The following is a 15712-nucleotide window of genomic DNA, read 5'->3' on the forward strand; positions in this document are numbered from 1 at the left end:
TCCTTGCGGAACTCGCCCTTGCGGTCCCGCACCACCGGGGCCAGCAGGTAGATGCGCTGGCCCTCGGGCAGGGCGGTGAGCTTGTCGACCATCTGGCTGACGGTCTGGCTCTCGATGGGCAGGCCAGTGGTGGGCGAATAGGGCACGCCCACCCGCGCCCACAGCAGGCGCATGTAGTCGTGGATCTCGGTGACCGTGCCCACGGTGGAGCGCGGGTTGCGGCTGGTGGTCTTCTGCTCGATGGAGATCGCCGGCGACAGGCCCTCGATGAGGTCCACGTCGGGCTTGCTCATCAGCTCCAGGAACTGGCGGGCGTAGGCCGACAGGCTCTCGACATAGCGCCGCTGGCCCTCGGCGTAGATGGTGTCGAAGGCCAGCGAGCTCTTGCCGGAACCCGACAGCCCGGTCAGCACGACGAGCTCTCCGCGCGGGATATCGACGTTCACGTTCTTGAGATTGTGCTCGCGCGCGCCACGCACGCGGATCTGGTTATGCAGGTCGGCCATCTTGTCCCGGAACACGCTCGCGCTCCCGGAAGGTCCGTTAGCGAAGTCGCCTAATGTAATGCCGCGAGTCAGAGATAACACGGGAACACAACCGGAACAAACGCACCGGCGGGTGCGCAAGCCGTCGCGGTCTCAGCTCTCTCGGTACGATTCCAGGAACCGCAGCACCGCCAGTTCGAACGCGCGGTCACTGGCGCCTTCCTTCAGGGTCAGTGCGCCCGCAGCGTAGGCGCTCGGCACCGCCGGGTGGATGTAGGCCGCACGGCACACTGCGGCGGTGTTGCCCAGCAAGCCTGCCACCGCCTTGACGCAGGTGTTGATGTTGCGACGGGCCTCGGCCTCTGTGGCCCATGGCCCGGTGATCGCCAGGGCGCGGGCGGCGGCCACGGTTCCCGCCCAGGTGCGGAAGTCCTTGGCCGAAAAGTCCTCGCCCAGCACCTCGCGCAGGTAGGCGTTCACGTCAGCGGACTCCACCACATGGCGCTCACTGTCGTCGTCCAGGTACTGGAACAACCGCTGGCCGGGGATGTCCTGGCAGGCCTTGACCACCCGGGCGAGCCTGCGGTCGCTGAAGCCGGTCTGGTGGACCTTGCCGCTCTTGCCGCGGAACTCGAACACCGCCTTCTCGGTCCCGATGCTGGCGTGCCGGTCGCGCAGGGTGGTCAGGCCGAAGCTCTTGTTCTGCTTGACGTATTCCTCATTGCCCACGCGGATCAGGGTCATCTCCATGACGCGGATCACCGCGGCCAGCACCTTGTCTCGTGGCAGGCCGCGCTTGCGCAGGTCCAGGTCCACCCGCGCCCGCAGCTTCGGCAGTGAGCGGCCGAAGGCGATCAGCCGGTCGTATTTGTGGCCGTCGCGCACCGTGCGCCAGCCGTCGTGATAGCGGTACTGCTTGCGGCCCTTCACGTCGCGGCCGGTCGCCTGGATGTGGCCGTTGGCCCGCGGGCTGATCCAGACATCGGTCCAGGCGGGCGGTATCGCCAGCTTGCCAACGCGGTCGAGGGTCTTCTCGGCCCGGATCAGGTCGCCCCTGGGATCGCGGTAGTTGAAGCCGTGGCTCGCCTTTAACCGATGGATGCCGGGGTCCTGGTCGCTCACATAGGCCAAGCCCGCGACCTCCACGTCCTTGAGGTCCGGCGTGGATGGCGTGAGTTCGTCGGGCATGTCCCTGGCCATCCGCAACACCCTCCTCTGGCCTCGCCGCAACGTGGTATGCGCGGCCACGGTTCCTGTCAGACGCCGGAGCAGCCTTGAACTACCGCCACGCCTTCCACGCCGGGAACTTCGCCGACCTGGTGAAACACGCCACCCTGCTGCAGCTGCTGGCCCGCCTCACCGCCTCGGGCGGGCCGCTGACGGTGATCGACACCCATGCCGGGCGGGGGCTCTACGACCTGGCTGGCCCCGAGGCGATCCGGTCCGGCGAGGCCCAGGCCGGGGTCGGGCGACTGATGGCTGCGACGAACCCGTCCACGGACTTTCAGCCGCTCATGGCGGCGGTGGCGACGCTGAACTCAGGCCGCGAGATCCGCCGCTATCCCGGCTCGCCCTGGCTGATCGCCGGCGCCCTTCGGCCCACCGACAGCTATCTGGCCTGCGAGCTGCGCCCGGATGAGCACGCCGCCCTGCGCGACCTCCTCAAGGCCAAGACAAACGTGCGCACCGTCTGCGCGGACGGCTACGATGAGGCCGCCCGCCGCTGCCCGCCCCAGGGCCGGGTGCTGCTGCTCATCGACCCGCCGTTCGAGCAGGCCGACGACTACCGCCGCATCGTTTCGACCGTGGCCGCCGTGCGCCGCCGCAACCGCCAGGCCCAGGCGCTGGTCTGGCTGCCGCTCAAGGACCTGGAGACCTTCGACGGGTTTCTGCGCGACTTGGAGGAGGGGGTCGATGCGCCGATCCTGGTGGCCGAGACCCGGATGCGGCCCTTGTCCGACCCCATGAAGATGAACGGCTGCGCCCTGGTCCTGGTGGGCGATGAGGCGGGAATGGCCGGACCCCTGCAGGCGGTGTCTGCCTGGACAGCAGGCGCCCTTGGCGAAGACGGCGGCGCCCGGGTCTATGCGGTCCCGTCACCGTAATTTCGCACTTGCGAGACGGGTGACCGTGATATGTTGCGACGCACAATCTTGATCTACAGGAACCCTGCCATGCCGCGCTCCCCGCAACCCGTCCAGATCGAACAAGACCTGCGTGTTTCCCACGTCGCCCTGGGCGCCGCCTCCCCCCTGTGGGGCCTCTACGCCGGCGCGGCCATGACCGGCATGGCCTTCTGGTGGCTGAACGCCTGGACCCGTCCGCAGAACCTGGAAGCGCTGTTCGAGGCCGCCGAGACCCTGCCGGAGGCGCCTGTCGTCACCACGACCCTGGCGCTCGTCGAGACCGCCGCGATCCTGGAGCCGGTGGTGGCCGCCGAAGCCGCCGCCGAAGCCGCCGTCGAGGCGATCAGCCCTGAGCCCGTGGTCGAAGCCGTGGCCGGGGCCGTCGAAACGGTCGAAGCGGTGATTGAGCCCGTCATCGAGCCGGTCATTGAGCCCGTCATGGAACCGATCCTCGAGGCCGTCGCGGAGCCGGAGCCGGAGCCGGTCCTGGAGGCCGCCCCTGTCGAACCTGTTGCGCCGCAAGCCGAGTTGGAAGCTCCCAAGCCCGCCGCCCGCCCCAGGGCCCCGAAGACCGCCGAGTCCGCCTGACTTGGCGCGCGCCCCCGACCCGGCCTAAGTAACCCGCGTCCCGCTGGGGACGGCGGAGCGGGCGGGGCGGGTGCTGAAGCGGGCGTTGGACATCATCGGGTCGCTGGCGGGGCTGGTCGTGCTGTCGCCGGTGTTCGCGGCCGTCGCGCTGGCCGTGCGCCTGGAGAGCCCGGGCCCGGCGCTGCACTGGTCGCGCCGGGTGGGACGGCTTGAGCGCATCTTCCCGATGCCTAAGTTCCGCACCATGCGCACCGGGGCCCCGGACGTGGCCACCCACCTGCTCACTGATGCGGATCAGTGGGTGACGCCGTTCGGCCGATTCCTTAGGCGCACCAGCCTCGACGAGCTGCCGCAGTTGTGGAGTGTGCTGATCGGCGCGATGAGTCTGGTGGGACCGCGGCCCGCGCTGTTCAACCAGGACGACCTGGTGGCCCTGCGCCGCGCCGCTGGCGTTGCGCGGCTGCGCCCTGGCCTCACCGGCTGGGCCCAGGTCAACGGCCGTGACGAGCTGCCCATCGTCGAAAAGGCCCGCCTGGATGCCGAGTATCTGGCGCGGATGAGCCTGGCCTTCGACCTGCGTATCCTTGCGACCACGGCGATCTCGGCGCTGAGCGGGCGTGGCGTAAGTCATTAGCGTTCGCCGGGAAACGGCCACGCCGCCCGCGCGTTATGCCGATGTCGGAGCAATTGTCGTTGAGCAACGAATCCACCGCCGGGCCCAAGCCCCGCCGCGCGCGCGCGTCCCCGGCGATCCGCCGGGCCCGTCCGGCGGTCACCCCGCGCGCGCCGCTCGACCGGGCGCGGACCTGGGCGCGCACCCACTGGGACGCCGCCCGCGACAAAGTCAGCCAGACTGAGTTCAAGGCGCCGAAGTTCAAGAAGCCCAGCCGCAAGGCCATGTACTGGACCGGCGGTGTCCTGGCCGGGCTGGCCATCGTCATCGCCATCCTGATCGCGATCTGGGACTGGAACTGGTTCCGCGGGCCTATGGGTCGCCTGGCCTCGGCGCGCATGCACCGCGAGGTGACCATCTCCGGCGACCTGAAGGTGGACATCTTCTCCTGGCAGCCCAGCGCCACCATCGACGGCGTCCGCATCGCCAACCCGGCCTGGCGCGGAGCCGAGCCCATGGCCAACATCGAGCGGATCGCCGTGCGCATCCGCCTGGTCCCGCTGTTCCGCGGCCAGACCGACCTGCGGCTGCTGCGGTTCGACCGGCCCAATATCAACCTCTACCGGGACGCCCAGGGCCGCGCCAACTGGGATTTCTCCGACGGCCGCAAGAGCGAACCCCTGCGGCTGCCGCCGATCCGCAGCTTCATTATCAACGAGGGCAAGCTCACCTACAACGACGTCAAGCGCGGCCTGACCTTCTCGGGGTCCATCAACGCCTCCGAGCGTCTCGGCGCCGAGAACGAAGGCTTCCGGATGGTTGGCGCCGGCTCGCTCAATCGCGAAGCCTTCACCCTGCGCGTCACCGGCGGCCCGTTGCTGAACATCGAGCGCGACAAACCCTATCCCTTCGACGCCGACATCCGCGCCGGAGACACCTACGTCACCGCCCGCGGCGCTATCCCCAAGCCCTTCGACATGGGCCAGTTCTATATGAACCTCACGGCCCGGGGCCCCGACCTGGCCAGCCTCTACGGCCTCACCGGCGTGGCCCTGCCGAACACCCCGCCGTACAGCCTGAACGGACGGCTGACCCGCGACCAGCAACTCTACAAGATCACCGGCCTGAACGGCCGGGTGGGCGACAGCGACCTGGCCGGCGAGCTCTCCGTGAACAACAGCGATGCACGGCCGATGCTCAAGGCCGACCTGCGCTCGAAGAGCCTCGACTTCGACGACCTGGGCGCGATCTTCGGCGGCGCGCCGGCCACCGGCCCGGGCGAGACCAAGAACGCCGGCCAGGTGGTCATGGCCCGCCAGATGGCCGCCCAGCAGCGGTTGTTCCCGGACACCACCCTGGCGGTGGACCGCATCCGGGCCATCGACGCCGACGTGACCTACAAGGCGCTCACCATCCGCGACGCGCCGATCCGCCTGCGCGCCGCCCAGGTGCGCGTGCGGCTGGACAACGGCATGCTGCGCGCCAATCCGCTGAAGCTCGACCTGCCGCAGGGCCATATCGCCGGCTTCGTGAACCTCGACGCCCGCAAGGCGACGCCGGTGACCAGCCTGGACCTGCGCCTGACCAACGCGCGGATCGAGCAGCTCATCCCGGTGACGGCCGGCGGCTTGGTTCCGCTCACCGGCGCGCTCACCGGCCGCGCCCAACTCACCGGCGCCGGCAACAGTGTCCACAAGGCCTTCGCCAACGCCGACGGCGAGGTGCTGGTGGTGGTGCCAGGCGGCGAAATCCGCGAAGCCTTCGCCGAGCTCCTCGGCATCAACGTGGTCAAGGGTCTGGGTCTGCTGCTCTCGAAGAACGAGGACAAGGTGCCGGTGCATTGCGCGGTGGCCCACTTCCAGGCCAACGACGGGGTGCTCAACGCCCGCCATATCGTCTTCGACACCGGCCCCGTCCTGGGCAAGGGCTCCGGAACGGTGAACCTGAACACCGAGCGGATGTCGTTCCGCATCGATGGCAAGGCGAAGAAGTTCCGCCTGGTCCGGTTGCTCTCGCCGGTGACGATCACCGGGCCGATCCGCTCGCCCAAGTTCGGCGTCGAGGCGGGCAAGGTCGTCGCCCAGGGCGGCGTCGCCGTGGCCCTCGGCGTCCTGATCAATCCCCTGGCCGCGATCATCCCGTTCATCGACCCGGGCCTGGCCAAGGACGCCAACTGCGGCGCCCTGATCGCCAGCGCCGGCCGCGAGGGCGTGCCGGTCACGGCGTCGCGCCGCTGAGCGCCGCCTGGGCAAGGCGGCGATTGACGGCCAAGCCTTCGCCCCCTCAATGTCGGCGGACCAGAGGATCAGGAAGGCGACACGGCATGGCGTTGAAGATGAGCACCCGAGCGGGGCTGGCGGCGGCGCTGAGCCTGGCGGTCGCCGGGGCGGCCTTCGCCCAGAACGAGCCCATGCCCAAGGGCTCGACGAGCGCCGGAGCCAAGGCCGCGCACCTGCGCCACGAAAAGTTCGAGCAGATGGGCAAGGCCTTCAAGGGCCTCAACGACCAACTCAAGAAGGACGCGCCGGCCAAGGCGGTGGTGGTGTCGAACGCCGCCACCCTGCGGACCCTGGCCGGCCAGCTGCCCACCTGGTTTCCCCGGGGCAGCGGCAAGGAGGCCCGCGCCAAGAGCGAGGCCAAGGCGGACATCTGGACGGACGCCGCCGGCTTCAACGCCCGGGCGGCGAACCTTCAGGTGCAGACCTCCAAGCTGCACGAGCTCGCCCAGGCTGGTGACATGGCCGCGGTCCGCGCCCAGGTCCGCGCCACCGGTGGCGCCTGCAAGGCCTGCCACGAGAAATACCGCGACGAGAAGAAGTAGCCTTGGCCGACCTGCCGACGAGTGTCCGCGCCCGCCTGTGGGACGGCCCCGTGCGGGTGGTCCACTGGGCGCTGGTGGTCCTGCTGGGCTTTTCCTGGTGGGCGGCCGAGAACGACCGCATGGACTGGCACCTGTGGAGCGGGTGCGCGGTCCTGGGCCTGGTGGCCTTTCGCATCTACTGGGGCTTCGTGGGCGGCGGCGCGGCGCGGTTCGCCGGCTTCGTGCGAGGCCCGCTGACCACCTGGCGCTATATCAGGACCCTGCCGGAGCGCACCGGTTCCGACCTGCCCGGCCACAATCCACTGGGGGCGCTGAGCGTGCTGGCGATCCTGGCCGCCTTGCTGGTGCAGGTGACCACGGGCCTCTTCGCCACGGACATCGATCAGCTGGATTCCGGGCCGCTGTCGCACCTGGTGGACTACGACACCAACCGCCTGGCCGCGGAAATCCACGAGTTCAGCTTCCACACCCTGCAGGTGCTTGCCGCCGTGCACGTCCTGGCGGTGCTCTTCTACCTGGTGTGGAAACGCAGCAACCTGATCGGCCCGATGATCACCGGCCGCCGGTCCATGGCCGGCGATCCTGGCCACGGCCGCGCGCCGCTCTGGCGGCTGGCGTTCGGCGTCGCCCTCGGTGCGACCCTGATGGTCGCCGCGTCGAAGGGCTTCTGGCTCTAGTCTACCGCTCGGCGGCGTCGCGCAGGCACTTCAGCCAGGCGTCCTCGCGGGCCTTCTCGGCGCCGCGGAGCGCGGTCTCGGCGTCGCGGACGCCGGCGTCGTGCTTGCGCCATTCCGACACCGCGCCTTCCCGGGCGCCACGGGCGGCCTCCAGGGTCGCGAACCGGGCCAGCACCGCGCGGACCGAATAGCTGACCGGCGGGCCCACCGTCTCGCGGTCGGGATAGAAGCCGGTGATCGAATCGGCGGTCTCGGTCTCGATGTGGAAGACGTCCGCCCAGCCGGCATGATGGCGCATCAGGGCCCAGGGCCGTTCCATCCGCTCGCTCACCGCAATCTCCTCGAAATGTCCTGTCGAATCCGCAAGAGGCGGTTTGAGTAAGGCTTTAGCCCGGCGGCTGGCCCGCTCCAACGGTTGCGGACGATTTTGCCGTTGGGCCTGGCTGGTATCCATGGGAAAGCCTCGCCTATTGATCTGCAGCCTTTTTCATCGCGAGCGATTTCCAGCGTGACCAAGATCGTCATCGGCCGCCAATTCTGCGGCCCGCCCAACTCCGGCAACGGCGGCTATGTGTGCGGCGTCCTCGCCGACGGCCTCAAGGGCCCGGCCACCTCGGTCCTGCGCGCCCCCGTGCCGCTGGATGTGGACCTTGACCTGGAGCGGTCTGAGGATGGCGCCAACATCCTCACCGGCGCGGATGGCGGCCTGGTGGGGCAGGGGCGAGCCGCGCCCGGCTTCGAGTTGCCCGAACCTCCGCCGGCGCCCAGCCTGGAATCGGCCAAGGCCGCGGGCCAGCGCTACGCCGGCCTGGAACAGCGTTTCCACCCCATCTGCTTCACCTGTGGGTCCGCCCGCGAGGAGGGCGACGGCCTGCGGGTCTTCGTGGGTCAGGTCGAGGGCGCGCCCCAAGGCCAGATGGCCGGCGTCTGGACGCCCCACCCGGTCTTCGCCGACGCCGACGGCCGCGTGGCCGAGGCGGTGGTCTGGGCGGCGCTCGATTGCCCCGGCTACTTTGCCTGGGTGGAGAAGGAAGGCCGCCACGGCGCCTTGCTGGGCACCATGACCGGCGAGGTCCTGCGCCGGCCCCGGGCGGGCGAGCCCTGCATCGTCAGCGCCTGGCCGCTAGCCCGCGAGGGCCGCAAGGAAACCGCGGGGGTGGCGCTGTTCACCGCCGACGGCGTGCTGCTGGCCCGGGCCCACCAGGTGTGGATCGTCATGGCGCCACGGTCCGCCGCGCCGGCGCCCGACACGGCCACCGCCACCACCGCCTGAGGCGCTTGCGCCGGTTTCTCTGAGGCTCCACCCTCCGGCCACGTTCGGGAGGGGATGGATGCGCGCGGCCTCGGTGTCGGACTACAGGGAGCTCGCCAGGCGCCGGCTGCCGAAGATGTTCTTCGAATACATCGACGGCGGCTCCTATGCGGAGGCCACCCTTGGCCGCAACGTCGCCGACCTGGAGGCCATCGCGCTGCGCCAGCGGGTGATGCGCGACATGACCAAGCTGGACATGAGCATCGAGACCCTGGGCCAGCAGCTCTCGATGCCCGTGGGCCTGGCCCCGGTGGGCATGGCCGGCATGTACGGCCGCCGCGGCGAGGTGCAGGCCGCGAAGGCCGCCGCCGCCGCCGGGGTGCCGTTCTGCCTCTCCACCGTCGGTGTCTGTTCGGTGGAGGAGGTGGCCGCCGCCGGCGTCGCCCCCTGGTTCCAGCTCTACATGCTCAAGGACCGCGGCTACATGCGCGACCTGGTGGCCCGGGCCAAGGACCTGGGCTCGCCGGTGCTGGTGTTCACCGTCGACCTGCCGGTTCCGGGCGCCCGCTACCGCGACGTGCGCTCCGGCTTTACCGGCTCCAGCGGGCTCTCCGGGGCGCTGAACACCGCCTGGGACGGGATCACCCATCCGGCCTGGCTGTGGGACGTCTGGGCCCACGGCCGGCCCCACACCCTGGGCTCGGTGGCCGGCGCCCTTCAACAGGGGCGCCGGGTCACCGATTTCCTCAGCTGGATCGCCAAGAACTTCGACCGTTCGGTTACTTGGCGCGACCTGGACTGGGTGCGCGAGACCTGGGACGGGCCGATCGTGGTCAAGGGCGTGCTGGAGGCCGACGACGCCCGCGATGCGGTGCGTGCGGGAGCTCAGGGGCTGGTGGTCTCCAACCACGGCGGGCGCCAACTCGACGGGGTGCGCTCCTCCATTTCGGCCCTGCCCAGGATCGCCGACGCGGTGGGTTGCGACCTGGAGATCTACATGGACGGGGGCATCCGCTCGGGCCTCGACGTGCTCAAGGCGCTCTCCCTGGGCGCGAAGGCGTGCTTCGTGGGCCGCGCCTGGGCCTATGCGCTCGGCGCAGGCGGCGAGGCGGCGGTGACCCGGATGCTGGGGACCCTGCGCTCGGAGCTGGCGGTGGCGATGATCCTCACCGGCTGCGGTTCGGTGGCCGAGGCGGGTCGCGACCTCCTGGATCACGATCTCGCAATTGCGAAAGAGTGAAGCTCCACGCCCGCAACCCACGTGCCGCGTTGGGTGTTGTGATCGGTGGACGGAGGAGCGGGTATGCACGAACAGCGGTCATTCGCCTATTCACTGAGCCAGATCGAGGATGGCTGGCGCTGGAGCGTCTATGACGAGGACGGCATGACGGTGGCCGGCGGCGCGGACGCCTGCCGGCTCGCGGCTCAGCGGGCGGTGGAATCCACCCTGAAGGGCGCGGAGATCACGGAGAGCCCTGTCAGCGCCGCCGGGTGATGCAGCGCCGCATTCTGGACCTGCTCCGGCGCTTCGAGCCTCGCGCGCTCCTGCTCGCCCTGGGGGTCATCGCCGCGGTCTGGGCGTTCCTGACGGTCGGCGGCGAGATGGCCGAAGGCGAGACCATGGCCCTCGACACCCGGCTCCTCTTGATGTTGCGCGAGGCCGGCGACCCCACCAACCCCATCGGCTCGCGGTCCTTCGAGGAGGGCGTGCGCGACATCACCGCCCTGGGCGGCTTCACCGTGCTCACCTTGGTGACAGCGGTGGGCGCCCTGGCCTTCTATTTCCACCGCAAGCATCGCCATGCCCTGGTCCTGATCGGCACGGTGGTGCTGGCCCAGGTGTTCAGCGAGGGCCTCAAGCAGCTCTATGGTCGGCCGCGGCCCGAACTGGTGCCGCACGGCAGCTACGTCTATTCCGGCAGCTTCCCCAGCGGCCACTCCATGCTGTCGGCCGCCACCTACCTGACCTTCGCCATGCTGATCGCCAGCGTTGAGACGCGCAGGAGCACCAAGGCCCTGGTCTTCGTCCTGGCCATCTCCCTGATGGTCACGGTGGGGATCAGCCGGGTCTATCTGGGCGTCCACTGGCCCAGCGACGTGCTGGCCGGCTGGGCCGCCGGCGCCGCCTTCGCCTTCATGGGCTGGGTGGCCCTGCTGGGCCTGAAACCGAGGCCGAAACCCTAGGGCTTGGTCGGCTGGTCGGTACCGCCTGACGGCGTGCAAGGCCGCGCGGCCATGACTGTCCTACTCCGCCGCCGCCAGAGCCCTGGCTACCACCGGCGCCAGGCCGCGGGCGATCACCTGCACGCCGCGGGCGTTGGGGTGGACGCCGTCTGGCTGGTTCATCGCCCGGCTGCGAGCCACGCCCGCCAGCAAGTCGGGATAGAGCCGGGCCCCGTAGGCCACCGCCAGGGCTGGGAACACGGCGTTGAAGTCCCGCGCATAGCCCCGCCCGATTTCCGGCGGCGCTTTCAGGCCGGCCAGCACCACGCCGATGCGCCGCTGCTTCAGCCGGCGCAGGATGCGGTCGAGGTTGGCCCGGGTGGTCTTGGGGTCCAGGCCCTGCAGCAGGTCGTTGCCCCCCAGGGCCACCACACAAACCGAGGTGCCCGGCTGGACACTGAAATCCACCCGCGCCGCGCCGCCCGCTGAGGTGTCGCCGGAAACCCCAGCGCCGCGGACGATGGCGTCGACCCCCAGGCGCTGCAGGGCGAGCTTCAACTGCGCGGGCAGGGCCGCCTGGGCCGACAGCCCGAGCCCGGCGGTGATGGAATCACCCAGCACCGTCACCACAGGCCCACGCGCGGCGCGGGCCTGTGGCGCCAGGGCGGCGAGGCCGGCCGCGAGCAGGGCGCGGCGGAGGAGGGCGGGTGGTGCATCGGTCATGGCCTGTGCCTATCTAGGTGATTGTCCGCCCCACTCAACCTCGCGACCCCAGAGGCCCCGTGCACGACGCTTCCGCCGCCCCGCCACTGGTTCTCTCGCAGGTCTCGCTGACCTTGCCGTCCGCCGCCGGGCCCGTGGAGATCCTGCGGGGCCTGGATGTGCGCGTCGAAACCGGCGAGCGTGTGGCGGTGACCGGCCCGTCCGGCTCGGGCAAGTCGTCGCTTATCGCGGTGGCCGCGGGCCTGGAGCGACCCACCGGCGGCGTGGTGACCCTGTTCGGCCAGGACCTCGCCCGGCTGGACGAGGATGGCCGCGCCCGCTTGCGGCGCGGGCGGGTCTCGCTGGTCTTCCAGTCGTTTCACCTGCTGCCCAACATGACCGCCGAGGAGAACGTCTCCGCGCCCCTGGAGATCGCCGGCGCCCGCGACGCCGTGGCAATCGCCCGCGACTGGCTTGAGCGCGTCGGGCTGTCGGAACGCGCCCGGCACTATCCACACCAGCTTTCCGGCGGTGAGCAGCAGCGGGTGGCGCTGGCCCGGGCGCTGGCCTCCAGGCCCGCCCTGCTGTTCGCCGACGAACCCACCGGCAATCTCGACGCCGCCAACGCCGACCATGTGGCGGCGCTGATGTTCGACCTGGTCGCCGAGACCGGGGCGGCCCTGGTGCTGGTCACCCATGACGAGACCCTGGCCGCCCGCGCCGACCGCCGGGTGCGGCTCAGTGACGGCCGGGTGGTCGAGCCCGCATGATCCCGCTCTCCCTGCGCTTCGCGGCCCGCGAGCTGCGCGCCGGCGTGCGGGGGTTCCGCATCTTCCTGGCCTGCCTGGCGCTGGGCGTGGCCGCCATCGCCGCGGCGGGCTCCACCGCCGAGGCCTTCCGTCAGGGCCTGGCCAGCGAGGCCCGGGAAATCCTCGGCGGTGACCTTTCCGTCACCGTGCAGCAGCGCCGCTTCTCCCCAAGGGAACGCCAGGCCTTCCAACGTCAGGGGCCCGCCGCCTACGCCATCGCCACCAAGGCCATGGCCGAGGCCCCCTCCGGCGAGCGCCGGCTGGTGGAACTGCGCGGCGTCAGCGATGGCTACCCCCTGGCTGGCAAGGTCAGCCTGCGCGGCGCGGCCTCCCTGGCGGAGGCTCTGGCTGTCCGGTCCGGGGCGCCCGGCGCGGTGGTCGAGCAGGCGCTCCTGGACCGCCTGGGCCTGCGGCTCGGCGACCGGTTCCTGGTCGGCAACGTCCCGCTGACCGCCACCGCCGTCCTGCTGGAGGAACCCGACCGGCTTTCCCGCGGCTTCGCGCTCGGACCCCGCGTCCTGACCCGCGCCGCCGCCATCGACGCCGGCGGCTTTTTCACCCCCGGCCTGCCGTTCGCCGAGACGGTGCGGGTCGGCCTGCCGGTGGGCGCGGACCCGAAAGCTGCAGCCCGGGTCCTGCGCCAGGAGCTGTCGAAAGGCGCCTTCCGCTTCCGTGACCGCGACGACGCTGCCCCGGGAATCGGGCGGATGATCGACCAGCTTGAGTATTTCCTGGGCTTCATCGGCCTGGCCTCCCTGGTGGCCGGGGGCCTGGGGGTGTTCGGCGCGGTCAGCGCCTATCTGGAGGCGCGCAAGCCGGTGATCGCCACCCTCAAGGCCCTGGGCGCGGAGGGGGCGCTGGTGCGCAACATCTATCTGGCGCAGGTGGCCCTGCTGGCCGCCCTGGGTGTCGTCATCGGCCTGGTGCTGGGCGCTGCGGCCCCGCTGGTGCTGGGCGCCCTGGTGCAGGACGAGCTTCCGGTGCCGGCGCTGTTCGCCGTCTACCCCGGACCGCTTTTGAAGGCCGCGGCCTTCGGGCTCTTGTCAGCGGCGGCGTTCTCGCTGGCGCCCCTTGGCCGGGCGCGGGCCACCCCGCCGGCCAGCCTGTTCCGCAGCGACTTGAGCGCGGGGTTCTCCTTCAGCCTGGAGACCGCTGGCGCGCTTCTGGCCGCCGCCGGCCTCGCCGGTCTGGCGGTGGTCACCGCGCCGACGCCCACCGCCGCGGGAATCATGATCGCCGGCGTGGCGGCCGCTTTCGGCCTGCTCTGGGCCCTGGGCGCGGCCTTCGCCTTCGCCGCGGGCCGGCTGCGGACGAGCGCTCGGGGTCCGTTGCGCATCGGCCTGGCCAACCTCGCAGGCCCGGGCTCTGCGGCCCGGACGGCGGCCCCGGCCATCGGCCTGGGCGTGGCCCTGCTGGCCGCCGTGGTGCTGATCCAGTCCAGCCTGCTGCGCCAGGTGGCCGAGGTCGCCCCGCGCACCGCGCCGGCCCTGGTGTTCACCGACATTCCCGGCGCCCGGGTGCAGGCTTTCGATGCGGTGGTCGCCAGGGCCTTCGGCCAACCGCTTTCCCGCGACATCTACCTGCGCGCCCCCATGCTCACCGGGCGGATCAGCCATGTGCGCGGCGAGCCGGTGGTGCTGGCCAATATCGCCCAGGGCTCGCGCTGGGCCTATGACGCCGACGTCACCATGTCGGCCATCGGCCCCGAGCCGCCGGACGCCGGGATCACGGCGGGCCGCTGGTGGCCAGCCGACTACGCCGGGCCGCCGCTGGTGGCGGTGAGCCATGACGTGGCCGATGGCGCGGCGCTCAGGCTGGGCGACGTGCTCACCCTTTCCATCCTGGGCCGGGACATCGAGGTCCGGGTGGCGGTGATCCGCAAGATCGAGTTCGGGGCCTTTGGCGCGACCTTCCCCATCGTGCTCAACCCCCGGGCCCTGACCGGGGCGGAGCTGCGCCATGTGGCCATCGCCAAGGGGACCAAGGTCCAGGAGGCCGCCGCCATGCGCGCCCTCGGCGCGGACTTCCAGGAGGTCAATGTGATCTCGGTGCGTGAGCAACTGGAAGCGGCCACCGAGCTCTTCAACCGCCTGGCCCTGGCGGTGCGCGGCGCGGCGGCGGTGGCCGCCCTGGCCGGCCTGCTGGTGCTGGTGGGGGCCATCGCCGCCCGGGCCCGGGCGCGCACCCGCGAGGCCGCCATCCTCAAGGTGCTGGGCGCGTCGCGGGCGCAGATCCTGGCCGCCTATGTCCTGGAGTACGGCGCGGTGGGGGTGATCGCCGGCGCCGCGGGGGTGGCCCTGGGCTACGCGGCGGCCTGGCCGGTTGTGGTCAAGGTGTTCGAGGCCGAGTGGAGCGTCGACTGGGCCGGGGTCACCGCCCTGCTGGCCGCCGCCGCCCTGGTCGCCGGTCTTGGCGGCCTGGCCGCGGCCTTCCAGGCGCTGTCGAAGCGTCCGGCTCCCGCGCTCAGGGCCGAGTAGCGAACCCGCTTAGAGCGCGACAGCCGAAAGTGGATACCGGTTTCGGCGCCTGTCACGCTCTAAACTTTTGAAGATAGACCCTTTTTATCCGGTTCAAGTGATTCCACTTGAACCGGAAAGGGTCTTAGGTCCGGCGACCGGCCATCCCAGCCGGATACCCGCTCGAACGCCTGTCCCAGAGCCACGACGCTGGCCTCGTCGCGCGGGCGCCCCATGATCTGCAGGCCCGCCGGCAGGCCCTCGGGGGTCAGGCCGCAGGGCACGCTGATCGCCGGCAGGTCCAGGTAGTTCGCCGCCCGGGTCAGCCGGCTCAGCGGCGAGATGGTCTCGTCGACGCTGTGGAGGGGCGGCGCGGCTATAGGGCAGGTGGGCGACAGCAGTCCGTCGAACCCCGCCAGCCAGGCGTGGACCTTCGCCTGGTCCCGCGCCCGCTGCACGTGCGCCTGCGCAAGCGCTGCGTCGGAAATCTCGCGCCCGCCCTCGAACCGCCGCACGATCCACGGGTCCATCACCGCGCGATGCTGTTCGATCCTATTACGCCAGATGCGCCAGCCCTCACCGGCCATCAGCACCCCGTTGGCCGCGAACGACTGGGTCAGCGGCGCCGGCGGCTCGACCCATTCGATCCCCACGCCTGCGCCGCGAAACCGCTCCAGGCTGTCGAGATAGAGCTGAGCCACCTCTGGCTCCACCTCGCCCAGGTGCTCCAGGGGCAGGGCGCCTAGCCGTTTGCCGCCCACGTCGGCGCCCAGGGCGGCTTGCGCGTCGAAGGGGCCTCGCTGGTCGCCGGAGATCGCCGCCAGCGTCTTGGCCGCCATCGCCACCGTCCGCGCCAGGGTTCCCACCGTGTCCAGCGGCGGACTGAGCGGGTGGACGCCCTCGAGGCTGACGAGACCCCGGCCCGGCTTCAGACCGACCACGCCGCACACCGCGGCCGGGATGCGCACCGAGCCGCCGGTGTCGCTGCCCAGGGCCACGTCGCAGAGCCCCGCCGCCACC

At 71.1% G+C, this 15712-nt stretch carries 17 protein-coding genes; 12 read left to right on the forward strand and 5 right to left on the reverse strand.

What is annotated here, in order from left to right; all coding sequences use genetic code 11:
• Positions 1 to 506: ATP-binding cassette domain-containing protein (locus tag ACLL81_RS01390; protein ID WP_411286569.1), on the reverse strand; the 506-nt coding region annotated here is incomplete at its 3' end.
• Positions 507 to 638: 132 nt separating this feature from the next.
• On the reverse strand, positions 639 to 1673 hold the full coding sequence (locus ACLL81_RS01395) for a DNA topoisomerase IB (RefSeq protein WP_411286554.1): 1035 nt from the start codon (positions 1671 to 1673) through the stop codon (positions 639 to 641).
• Positions 1674 to 1759: 86 nt separating this feature from the next.
• Between ACLL81_RS01395 and rlmJ the strand changes: the two genes are divergently transcribed.
• The 6 genes from rlmJ (at position 1760) to ACLL81_RS01425 (ending at position 7310) form a co-directional block, all read left to right on the forward strand.
• Positions 1760 to 2590: a 23S rRNA (adenine(2030)-N(6))-methyltransferase RlmJ gene (gene rlmJ, locus ACLL81_RS01400; RefSeq protein WP_411286555.1), complete on the forward strand. Its 831-nt coding sequence runs from the start codon at positions 1760 to 1762 to the stop codon at positions 2588 to 2590.
• 69 nt (positions 2591 to 2659) lie between these two features.
• A complete protein-coding gene (locus tag ACLL81_RS01405; protein ID WP_411286556.1) occupies positions 2660 to 3199 on the forward strand; it encodes a hypothetical protein in 540 nt (179 codons plus the stop codon).
• Positions 3200 to 3272: 73 nt separating this feature from the next.
• Positions 3273 to 3833 carry a sugar transferase gene (locus ACLL81_RS01410; protein WP_411286570.1) on the forward strand — a complete coding sequence of 187 codons (561 nt, stop codon included), beginning with the start codon at positions 3273 to 3275 and terminating at the stop codon, positions 3831 to 3833.
• Between the two features lie 59 nt (positions 3834 to 3892).
• On the forward strand, positions 3893 to 6049 hold the full coding sequence (locus ACLL81_RS01415) for an AsmA family protein (RefSeq protein ID WP_411286557.1): 2157 nt from the start codon (positions 3893 to 3895) through the stop codon (positions 6047 to 6049).
• A gap of 86 nt (positions 6050 to 6135) precedes the next feature.
• Positions 6136 to 6633: a c-type cytochrome gene (locus ACLL81_RS01420; RefSeq protein WP_411286558.1), complete on the forward strand. Its 498-nt coding sequence runs from the start codon at positions 6136 to 6138 to the stop codon at positions 6631 to 6633.
• 2 nt (positions 6634 to 6635) lie between these two features.
• Positions 6636 to 7310, forward strand: coding sequence for a cytochrome b/b6 domain-containing protein (locus ACLL81_RS01425; RefSeq protein ID WP_411286559.1), 675 nt, complete (start codon positions 6636 to 6638; stop codon positions 7308 to 7310).
• 1 nt (position 7311) lies between these two features.
• Here the strand turns inward: ACLL81_RS01425 and ACLL81_RS01430 are convergent, their stop codons facing one another.
• Positions 7312 to 7641, reverse strand: coding sequence for a hypothetical protein (locus tag ACLL81_RS01430; RefSeq protein WP_411286560.1), 330 nt, complete (start codon positions 7639 to 7641; stop codon positions 7312 to 7314).
• A 177-nt stretch (positions 7642 to 7818) separates the two neighbouring features.
• Here ACLL81_RS01430 and ACLL81_RS01435 point away from each other — a divergent pair, with 177 nt between their 5' ends.
• The 4 genes from ACLL81_RS01435 to ACLL81_RS01450 all read left to right on the forward strand — a co-directional run bounded on the left by ACLL81_RS01435 (position 7819) and on the right by ACLL81_RS01450 (position 10746).
• A complete protein-coding gene (locus tag ACLL81_RS01435) occupies positions 7819 to 8583 on the forward strand; it encodes a hypothetical protein (RefSeq protein ID WP_411286561.1) in 765 nt (254 codons plus the stop codon).
• Between the two features lie 58 nt (positions 8584 to 8641).
• Positions 8642 to 9802, forward strand: coding sequence for an L-lactate dehydrogenase (locus tag ACLL81_RS01440; RefSeq protein ID WP_411286562.1), 1161 nt, complete (start codon positions 8642 to 8644; stop codon positions 9800 to 9802).
• Between the two features lie 63 nt (positions 9803 to 9865).
• Complete coding sequence (locus ACLL81_RS01445; RefSeq protein ID WP_411286563.1) at positions 9866 to 10057, forward strand: hypothetical protein; 192 nt, start codon at positions 9866 to 9868, stop codon at positions 10055 to 10057.
• Positions 10057 to 10746 (forward strand): phosphatase PAP2 family protein, encoded by a 690-nt coding sequence (locus ACLL81_RS01450; RefSeq protein WP_411286564.1) that lies wholly within the window; start codon positions 10057 to 10059, stop codon positions 10744 to 10746. The genes ACLL81_RS01445 and ACLL81_RS01450 overlap by 1 nt, the downstream gene beginning before the upstream one ends.
• A gap of 60 nt (positions 10747 to 10806) precedes the next feature.
• Here ACLL81_RS01450 and ACLL81_RS01455 read toward each other — a convergent pair whose 3' ends face one another.
• Positions 10807 to 11448 (reverse strand): arylesterase, encoded by a 642-nt coding sequence (locus tag ACLL81_RS01455; protein ID WP_411286565.1) that lies wholly within the window; start codon positions 11446 to 11448, stop codon positions 10807 to 10809.
• 59 nt (positions 11449 to 11507) lie between these two features.
• On the opposite strand from ACLL81_RS01455, the gene ACLL81_RS01460 reads away from it, so the two are divergent.
• Positions 11508 to 12197, forward strand: coding sequence for an ABC transporter ATP-binding protein (locus ACLL81_RS01460; protein ID WP_411286566.1), 690 nt, complete (start codon positions 11508 to 11510; stop codon positions 12195 to 12197).
• Entirely contained in the window at positions 12194 to 14713 is a 2520-nt protein-coding gene (locus tag ACLL81_RS01465) for an ABC transporter permease (protein WP_411286567.1), read from the forward strand. Before ACLL81_RS01460 ends, ACLL81_RS01465 begins: the two co-directional genes overlap by 4 nt.
• A 59-nt stretch (positions 14714 to 14772) precedes the next feature.
• Here the strand turns inward: ACLL81_RS01465 and ACLL81_RS01470 are convergent.
• Positions 14773 to 15712: amidase (locus ACLL81_RS01470; RefSeq protein WP_411286568.1), on the reverse strand; the 940-nt coding region annotated here is incomplete at its 5' end.

This window comes from Phenylobacterium sp. (genome assembly GCF_046590535.1).
Classification (GTDB): Bacteria; Pseudomonadota; Alphaproteobacteria; order Caulobacterales; family Caulobacteraceae; genus Phenylobacterium.

What these genes read in the sequence shown, in the direction of transcription:
- ACLL81_RS01445 (WP_411286563.1), top strand. Translation starts at nt 9,866, where the DNA reads ATGCACGAACAGCGGTCATTCGCCTATTCACTGAGCCAGATCGAGGAT.
- ACLL81_RS01450 (WP_411286564.1), top strand. Translation starts at nt 10,057, where the DNA reads ATGCAGCGCCGCATTCTGGACCTGCTCCGGCGCTTCGAGCCTCGCGCG.
- ACLL81_RS01405 (WP_411286556.1), top strand. Translation starts at nt 2,660, where the DNA reads ATGCCGCGCTCCCCGCAACCCGTCCAGATCGAACAAGACCTGCGTGTT.
- ACLL81_RS01465 (WP_411286567.1), top strand. Translation starts at nt 12,194, where the DNA reads ATGATCCCGCTCTCCCTGCGCTTCGCGGCCCGCGAGCTGCGCGCCGGC.
- ACLL81_RS01395 (WP_411286554.1), bottom strand. Translation starts at nt 1,673, where the DNA reads ATGCCCGACGAACTCACGCCATCCACGCCGGACCTCAAGGACGTGGAG.
- ACLL81_RS01420 (WP_411286558.1), top strand. Translation starts at nt 6,136, where the DNA reads ATGGCGTTGAAGATGAGCACCCGAGCGGGGCTGGCGGCGGCGCTGAGC.
- ACLL81_RS01455 (WP_411286565.1), bottom strand. Translation starts at nt 11,448, where the DNA reads ATGACCGATGCACCACCCGCCCTCCTCCGCCGCGCCCTGCTCGCGGCC.
- ACLL81_RS01440 (WP_411286562.1), top strand. Translation starts at nt 8,642, where the DNA reads ATGCGCGCGGCCTCGGTGTCGGACTACAGGGAGCTCGCCAGGCGCCGG.